Source organism: Candidatus Enterococcus testudinis (assembly GCF_002140915.1).
Taxonomy (GTDB): Bacteria; Bacillota; Bacilli; order Lactobacillales; family Enterococcaceae; genus Enterococcus_D; species Enterococcus_D testudinis.
The window spans coordinates 3,025,352-3,033,277 of record NZ_NGKU01000001.1 but is presented as its reverse complement, the minus strand read 5'-3'; the positions used below and the strand labels follow the sequence as shown (position 1 = coordinate 3,033,277).

3 protein-coding genes are annotated in these 7,926 nt (G+C 31.1%); all 3 read left to right on the top strand.

Annotated features, from left to right (window positions below; all coding sequences use genetic code 11):
- The first annotated feature begins 147 nt into the window (after positions 1-147).
- The 3 genes from A5886_RS16115 (at position 148) to A5886_RS14735 (ending at position 7,669) form a co-directional block, all read left to right on the top strand.
- The gene (locus A5886_RS16115) at positions 148-282 is read left to right on the top strand and encodes a hypothetical protein (protein ID WP_256926238.1); all 135 of its coding nucleotides are present in this window, start codon (positions 148-150) and stop codon (positions 280-282) included.
- Positions 283-708: 426 nt separating this feature from the next.
- Positions 709-4,398, top strand: coding sequence for a helicase-related protein (locus A5886_RS14740; RefSeq protein WP_086275820.1), 3,690 nt, complete (start codon positions 709-711; stop codon positions 4,396-4,398).
- Positions 4,376-7,669: an Eco57I restriction-modification methylase domain-containing protein gene (locus A5886_RS14735; protein WP_086275819.1), complete on the top strand. Its 3,294-nt coding sequence runs from the start codon at positions 4,376-4,378 to the stop codon at positions 7,667-7,669. The genes A5886_RS14740 and A5886_RS14735 overlap by 23 nt, the downstream gene beginning before the upstream one ends.
- Positions 7,670-7,926: the final 257 nt, after the last annotated feature.

The window sequence follows — 7,926 nt, the reverse complement described above, 5'->3', positions numbered from 1 at the left end:
TTTTTATAGAGTTTGTGATATAATAAAATCACATAAGAAAAGGCTTACATTTCCTGTATAGCCTTAGACTATCAAATAAAAAATGGTGTGATTTCTGATATTCTACCCACTTTCTTTTGAAAAACAGATCAGTGAGGTGATGTTATTATGGCAAAGAAAAGCTGCCAACGAATATCCGCTAAAGTTAGAAAGGCTGGTAGAGATTTATCTACTGGTAAAACGAAAAAAATTAGGAGTAAAGCTGCTGAAGTTTTAGTTGGCCACAAACAGCAACATCATTAGAAAAAGAGGCTTAGGCCTCTTTTTCTGTTTCTGTTCATAATTTTATAATTCGTTTAAAATCTTAAAAGGGTAATCAACTGTTATTAGAATTATCAGATATAAAGTTAGCATCATATTAAATAAAAAAAATTATTTGTTAATACATTGAATATTACCTCTGAAACAGTATTGAATGTATATCCATATTGTAATTTAAACGGACACGAAATAATTTATTAATCGTTTTTCTACTAGAGACTTTAGGTTTTCTGTAGTAAAATATTTTATAGGGAGTCCCTCTTTTCTGTGAATGTGGTGTTATAACGCTATTCTACAGAAGGGGATTCTTTTTTTTAGTATATATAAAATATTCAAACTTTGATGCTATCTTTAGACGCATGTTTTTTAGAGGAGATATATATTTAGGAACGGAAAGAGGCGAATTTAATGGCGCAATACCCACAATTTATTGATAATAAAAGAAAAACATTAGCAGAAACACTACGTACAATCGCTCCAAATTATAACGTTCTTCGTATAGCAACAGGATATTGGGATTTAACTGGAACATTGGAATTAATAGAAGAAATTAAACATTATAAAAAAATACACTTATTAATCGGGCAAGAGCCTTTAGCTAATCATCTTCAAAAAAAAATTAAAATTTCAGTTGATGAAAATGAACTATTTCCAGATGTTTATGTTCAATCTGATTTAGAAGATTATGGAGGGGCCAAGCAAATAAATGAACTACGTGAAACAGCACGTAAAGTGGTAACCTTAATAAAAGAAGGTAATTTAGAAGTAAAAGTTTTTAGGCAACCTAGACTTCACGCTAAGGCATATATATTCGGTGAATTAGGTGATGGAAAATCTGTTGGGATAATTGGATCATCTAACTTTACAAAAGCAGGGCTTACTACTAGTCAGGAACTAAACTTTTTAACTGATGACTATAAAATAGTAGAGTTTGAACCCAAAACCGACAATCAAGAGAACGGTCATATCACTTGGTTTGATGAGTTATGGAACGATATTGGTGCGGAGGATTGGACTGGGGATTTTACAGAAATAATTAGTAACAGTCCAGTAGGGGATAAAACTTATGGTCCATACGATGTATATATAAAGACATTAATGGAAGTTTTTCCAGATGAGCTGATTGATATATCTCCATTCGATACTGATATTGAAAGAGTTTTGCATGAATTCCAAAATCAAAATGCACTAAGTCTTCGTCGAAAATTAGATAATATGGGCGTTGCTATGCTTTCCGATTCTGTAGGATTGGGAAAAACCATCACAGCTGCAGCTATAATTAAACAATATATCCATGATGATAAGGTGAATATCGCTATTATTCCACCTGCGTCACTAAAGCAACAGTGGGTAGATGAATTAGAAAGTGATAGATGGAATTTAGTAGAACATAGAGATTTTGAAATATATACACAGCAGGATAGTAATAAAATTCAAGAATTAATTGATAAATCAAAAAGTCGTAGAAATACAAGGGATGAAATAGATCTGTTTGTGGTAGATGAGGCTCATAACCTAAGAAATTCAAGCTCTACACGACACCAGCAAATATTAGAATTATTTCAGGAAAATCCGAATGCTAAAGTTTTACTTCTTACTGCAACTCCAATAAATAATTCACTTATGGATTTTGCCAATCAAATTCAGCTTGGTTCAAAGGGTGATTTAGTTTCTGTAAATGTTCCCTACGCAACAGGAAACTCACAATTAGAATATATTGATTTCTTTGAAGCATTAAAAAGGATTCAGTCACAAGTAAGTAGAACAGAAAAAAATGGTGAAAAATTAGATTGGAACATCTATCGAAAATCATTGACTTCTGGTATTAGGCATTATTTAGTTCGTTCTACAAGACAAGGTGTAATAAAAAGAAATGCAATGAAAAGCAGTGTTGAGGGACAAAAACTATTCCCTGATACTAAAGTTGAACAATTTTCATATAGTTATGGGAAAGATAATTCAAAATTGGTAAAAACGGCGATTGAGGCACAGATTAGCAATGTTTTTGAAGGCTTAGATCCAAGGTTGTTAAATCTAAATTTTGTAAGTGAAATTACACAGAGAACGACTCATCCGATTGATTTGTATTCTAATATTCATAGACTTCAAGAGGATAATCAGAACGAACAAGTATTTGAAGACAATGATATTTCAGAAAAATACTTAGATATTAAAATATTAAATAGTAACATGTCGGAAACGGTAATACCACTTCTTTTTCAATTAATTAATTTTCTAGGATTTACACCATATAAGCCTGACTCTTATCGTAATGAAATATATGGTAAGTCTATTCCAGAAGTCCGTTCTATGAATATCTCTTCTAAAATAAGAACGCAGTTAGCTATTCATAATATGTTGCATGTAACTTGGTTAAAACGCTTGGAGTCATCAATGATGGCTTTAAAAAAATCTATATCTAATTATAAACATAGAATTGAATTTTTCGAAACTTGGTTAGAAAAAGGCTATATCATAAATTTATCTGATGCATCGTTGTTGGAAAATGAGTATGGGGAAGATATTGATAGAGCCTTTGAGGACTATGAACAATATCTTTCCGAATTAGAAGAGGCAATGGATGGCGATGATGAGTATATTAAGAAACGTGGTATAGAACGTAAAGATGCAGATGAAGATATTTATAATTTGGTGCAACTAAGAAAAGACATAGATCGTGATAAATCGATTATTAATCTATTATTAAGTTTACTAGACCTACTAACACAAGAAGGTTCCGATGAAAAATTAAATTCTTTTGTATCACGCTTATGTGAGCAAATCAATGAAGGAAAACATGGAGGAAAAGTGTTAGTTTTTAGTTTCTTTTCTGATACAGTGGATTATTTGAGAGATACATTGCCTCAATTATTAGAAAATAATATACCAGGATTTAACAAGCAATCAGCATTCGTTTCAGGTAATAGCAAAGAAGTAGAAGAGATTGCTAAAAGATTCTCTCCAAATAGCAAAAAATATCAATTGAAAACTAATGAAGTAGAGTTGAATTTTTTATTTGCAACAGACGTCTTGTCAGAAGGACAAAATCTTCAAGATGCAGGGATTTTAGTGAACTATGACTTACATTGGAACCCAGTAAGAATGATACAAAGAAATGGACGTATTAATCGTTTAGGATCATGTTTTGATGAAGTTCTAATTGCCAATGCAACGCCAAGTGATGATTTAGAGACATATCTAAAATTGGTTAGAAGACTCGAACGTAAAATTGATACGATAAATTCAACAGTAGGTAATGACCAAAGTATATTAGGCGAAGAAGCTAATCCAATTGAATTTAACGATATGCTTGATTATTATAATGAAAATGAAGTAACAGCAAGTAAAGCAGCTTCTAAATTAGAAAATCAAGGGGATCCCCTTGATTGGACTGACGATTATTCATTAGAATTAAGGGCTTTTTTAGAAGAACATAAAGAAGATGGAGAGGTTGAGAGAATAAAAGCAATTCCTAAAGGAAAATGGAACTATCTTCCTGAATCTAAACAAGCAATTCTTGATCCATCGGAAGTGATTGGCTTATATACAACTAATGGGAAAATTACAGGAACTGGTGAAAAAATTAAAGATGTAGGTTTTGTTAAAATTGCATTTTCTGGTCAAAGTAGAGGTCCTTTCCGATCTATTAGAACAGAATACATGGAAGAACAAGAAGCTTTAAGAAGAATTAAAACAACGCCTGATGATAACGATGTAATTATGGATACAATAAAGGTGAATAGGGAAGAATATATATCTAAAGGAAGAGTAGAAGTAAAAGTGCAGTTTGATTCAAATAAAACTGTTTTTGATTTAAAACCCTCTCATATAAAAGCTTTAGAAATTGTAGGGACATACTTTACATTGGATGTATTAGGTATAGTTAGAAAAGGTATTAAAAGATCAAATGAGAAACGTGAATTTGAACAACTTGTAAGAAAGTTAAATAAGGAAGTAAAAGAATCAGGTGCTCCATATTCTACAACTATTCGAAAATTTGAAGTTTTCATTAAAAAACTTTTAGATAAAGAAAATCAGGAACAAAAAATAGATAAAATTGAAGGAGTATTATTTTATGCTAACAACGAAAAGGCTTAGTATCATAGATGATTTGGTTAAAAAGCTTTCAAATGAAGATGATAAATGGATGTCCCTTGCAATTGCAATTGATTTAGCAGATGAAGTATTAAAGGTAATTCTCCCCGAAAATAGTGAATGGGAAAAAAAATTAAGTAGAGAGGCTAGATATACAGGACAGCTGCCAGATCCGTTACCTTTAGACACTTTTAAGAATCAAAAACAGATATCATGGTTTAATAGTCATCCTGAATCGACTTCAGCAAGAAGTGCATTTAAATTATTTTATTCTGAAGATTGTGCTTTGGAGAGTAACTTTTTTTGGTTTAGTGATTCAGCAACTAAGCAAAAAATTGCTGCTGCCACAGAGTATTCACAAAATTGGGAGGATTCAGACCTTACTCGTAAGCCAGAGTATAAAGTAGGAATAGATTTCTTTTTAACACCAGATACTAATAGTTTGATGGTTGTTATTTCTAATCATCAAAAATTACGTGTATTAGAATTACATGGACATTTAAGTAATACTCAAAAATTAATTTTGAAAGATAAATTGAATGGTGCTGCAGCATATACAGGGATTGAAAATGGTAAGCAATTAGAATTTGAGCCACAACGCACAATTCATACGACACTATGGAATGCATTACAACTTAAAGAAGTGAATAAACAATTTTATGGGTATGTGGCTAGTCATTATGCAGAAGTTGTAACATATTTAGAAAAAAATGGGAAAAAGTCGGATGATTCAAAACAATTCTCTTCAAGGTTATTGGGGAGATTATTATTTATTTGGTTTTTAAGAAAAATGAATGTTATCGATGAAAGTATTGGATATTTTGAAACAGATGATTTAACAGCAACTGAATATTATAACCAAAGACTGAAACAATTATTTTTTGAAACATTAAATACTGAGGTTGAATCTAGAACTAGCGGCGATTTGCTTAATCCTTATTTAAATGGGGGTCTATTTGAAGCGAAGGAAAACGACTTTGTTGATGAAACAATAGAATTTCCAGAAGGTTATTTCACACGCTTATATAATCATTTTGATGAATTTAATTTTACAACAGATGAATCTAGTGCTGATTTTGAATTAATAGCGGTAGATCCTGAAATGTTGGGACAGGTTTTTGAGTCTTTATTAGCTTCTCAGACAGATAATGAAGATAATAATGAGCGCAATAATACAGGTTCGTTTTATACCCCACGTGAAATTGTTGGGTATATGGTGAAAGAAACTGTTAGACAATATTTATATTCTAAAATAGACGAAACAGCTCATAAAGGAATAGATGAATTATTAGATTTATCTGATTCTCAATGGTTGAATAGAAAAAGCACATCTAGCGCAGATGTCTGGGGAGTTAATAGCAAGAAAGTTATTTCTGAAATTAAAATAGCTCTCGACAATTTCAAAGTACTTGATCCTGCGGCAGGTTCAGGAGCATTTCCTATGGGGATGCTTCAGCAACTACTAAAAACTTATGAAAGAATTGAAAAACGTTTTGACCCTTACAAGTTAAAACTGTCTATTATTGAAAATAATATTTTTGGTGTTGATATTCAACCTATGGCTGTGGAGATAGCAAGACTTCGTGCATGGTTATCAGTAATTGTTGATGAAAAAGATATTTCAAACATTAAGCCATTACCAAATCTAGATTTTAAATTTATTGCAGCTAATTCATTAGTTAAGTTAGAGGATGGTCAAACTGATTTATTTGCTGATCCAGAATTAGATATTAGGCTTCAAGAATTAAGAAATAAATATTTTAATGCTAAATCTCCCCATAAGAAAAAGGAATATCAAGAAAGGTATTATAAACTGACACTTGGTCAAGGTAATGTTTTTGATGATGAACGAACTTTTCAGTTGAAGTCATTTGATCCGTTTAAAAATAGAACTGCTGCAGAATTTTTTGATCCACACGTAATGTTTGGAATAACGGAAGGTTTTGATGCAGTAATTGGGAATCCACCATATCTTCTGGAAGGAAAATCTTCAAAGGATAAATTCATAGGAATACCTTATTATCAAGGAAAAATGGATTTGTGGTACAGTTTTGCTTGTTTAGGAATTGATATGTTGAAAAAACACGGACATCTTGCTTTTATTGCAAAAAATAATTGGGTTACTAATAGTGGAGCTAGTAAATTAAGAAATAAAGTTATCAAAGAAACTAAAATTATTCAACTAATTGATTTTGGTGAATTAATGGTATTTGAAAGTGCTGACCAACAGACAATGATTATGCTTTTTTCTAAGAATAATGATACTGACAATTATCAATTCGATTATTCTAAAGTAACTGCTAATAAAGATCAATTAGAACTTTTAAATGCTTCAAAAGTATTGGCAAAGACTTCTCCTGAAGTCGAGTATTTAAAACCCAAAATAAATAGAGTAGAGTTCATAGATTGTTATTTGACTTTTAGTGTTTCAGAAGGGTTGTTAAATAAAATCAATAGTTCACCATCATTTTACTTAACAAAAGAAGAGGTAGCTCAAGGTATTGTTTTTCCACAAGATTTTCTGAATAAAGCTAATCAGAAAAAATTAGGAGAAAGTTTCACCGTGGGACAAGGAATATTTGCATTTACAAGTGAAGAGAAAGAGCATTTTCATTTAAATGAAAATGAAGAATCTTTAATAAAACCATACTATATGCCAGAACAGTTAAAACCCTACTATACAAATCCAAAGAATAAAAATTGGCTAATTTACACGGGAAAAGAATATAAATTTCATGATAGTTTTGATAATTATCCACAACTAAAAAAACATTTAGATCCTTTTTTATCAATATTAACTTCATCAAATAAGCCTTATGGGCTTCATAGAATGCGTGTCCAAGATTTTTTTGAAGGTGAAAAGGTGGTTGCAGTTAGAAAATCAGTAGGTAGACCTATATTTTCTTATTCAGATTTTGATTGTTATGTTTCCCAATCATGCAATATTATTAAACCCCAAAAAATATCGACGAAAGTATTGACTGGAATTATTAATTCAAAATTAATAGCATTTTGGCTGAAAGAAAAAGGAAAAATGCAAGGAAATAATTATCAACTAGATAAAGAACCTTTACTAAAAGTTCCTCTACGGGTCCCTCAAAGTAATGAAATTGAAAATATCACTAATCAAATATTAATCAAAAAAAATAAGCAAGAATCTACAGCTTATCTTGAGAAAGAGTTAGATAAAGAAATATATCTATTATATGGATTAAACAATGAAGAGATAGAAATAATTGAGACATTAATTCCCGATTGGAGCTCACTGACGTAGTTGTCTTTTATTATTAAATTTAAATGGCGGATTTTAGTTTTAATTATCAACATAATTATTCTATAAAGGAATTAGTAAATATATTCTCAGGTAAGTTGACGGTGTCTCGAAAGAGGTCTACTGGCAAGAAGGCCTCTTTTCTGGTCCAAGTCCCTACTAAGTAGTCGTCATGTGAGAAGAGAAGATTTCTTCGTCTACGATTCGAGTATCATCAACCAGACTGAGAAACAGCTGGTTGATAGACTGGCGGAACGCAT

Bases quoted from the DNA above. Each gene is read 5' to 3' on its own strand.
- A5886_RS14735 (WP_086275819.1), top strand. From the start codon at position 4,376: ATGCTAACAACGAAAAGGCTTAGTATCATAGATGATTTGGTTAAAAAG.
- A5886_RS16115 (WP_256926238.1), top strand. From the start codon at position 148: ATGGCAAAGAAAAGCTGCCAACGAATATCCGCTAAAGTTAGAAAGGCT.
- A5886_RS14740 (WP_086275820.1), top strand. From the start codon at position 709: ATGGCGCAATACCCACAATTTATTGATAATAAAAGAAAAACATTAGCA.